This window comes from Candidatus Binatia bacterium, from assembly GCA_023150935.1.
GTDB lineage: Bacteria > Desulfobacterota > Binatia > HRBIN30 > HRBIN30 > JAKLJW01.
The window spans coordinates 1-900 of the sequence record JAKLJW010000110.1 but is presented as its reverse complement, the minus strand read 5'-3'; the positions used below and the strand labels follow the sequence as shown (position 1 = coordinate 900).

Annotated in this window: 1 protein-coding gene; it reads left to right on the top strand. The window is 71.8% G+C overall.

All coding sequences use genetic code 11. From position 1 onward, the window contains the following. The coding region (locus tag L6Q96_23190) for an MBL fold metallo-hydrolase (GenBank protein MCK6557455.1) at window positions 1–900 on the top strand (900 nt) is incomplete at both ends.

The window sequence follows — 900 nt, the reverse complement described above, 5'->3', positions numbered from 1 at the left end:
ATGTTCGGCACCGACCTGCCGCGCTCGCCGCGCGGGCACGTCGACACGGGCCTCGGCAAGGGCCCGGCGCGCGGCACGATGGGGCTCCGCCTGCCGACCGAGACGATCGACCACACCGGCCAGGAGCTCGTGATCGACGGCGTGCGCTTCGTCTTCCAGTACGCGCCCCACTCGGAGGCGCCCGCCGAGCTCACCTTCTACCTGCCCGAGAAGCAGGCCTGGTGCGCCGCCGAGATCGCCACCCACACGCTCCACAACCTCTACACCCTGCGCGGCGCCAAGGTGCGCGACGCGCTGCTCTGGAGCGGCTACATCGACGAGGCGATGCGGCGGTGGCCCGACGCCGAGGTGGTGTTCGCGAGCCATCACTGGCCGGTGTGGGGGAAGGAGCGGATCCACGACTTCCTCGCCAAGCAGCGCGACGTCTACAAGTACATCCACGACCAGACCCTGCGCCTTGCCAACGCGGGCCTCGGGCCCGAGGAGATCGCGGAGCAGCTCGAGCTGCCCGAGGCGCTGCGCACGGCCTTCGCGGTGCGCGGCTACTACGGCACCGTCTCCCACGACGCGAAGGCCGTGTACCAGAACTACTTCGGCTGGTTCGACGGCAACCCGGCACACCTGGACCCCCTGCCCCCGGCCGAGGCCGCCCGGCGCTACGTCGAGTTCATGGGCGGCGCCGCCGAGGTGAAGCGCAAGGCGCGGGAGTCCTTCGAGCGCGGCGAGTACCGCTGGGTGGCGATGGTGATGCACCACGCCGTCTTCGCGGACCCCGACGACGCCGAGGCCCGCGAGCTCCTCGCGCGCGCCTACGACCAGCTCGGCTACCAGGCGGAGTCCGGTCCCTGGCGCGACGTCTACCTGAGCGGCGCCCACGAGCTGCGCCACGGGATCACCACG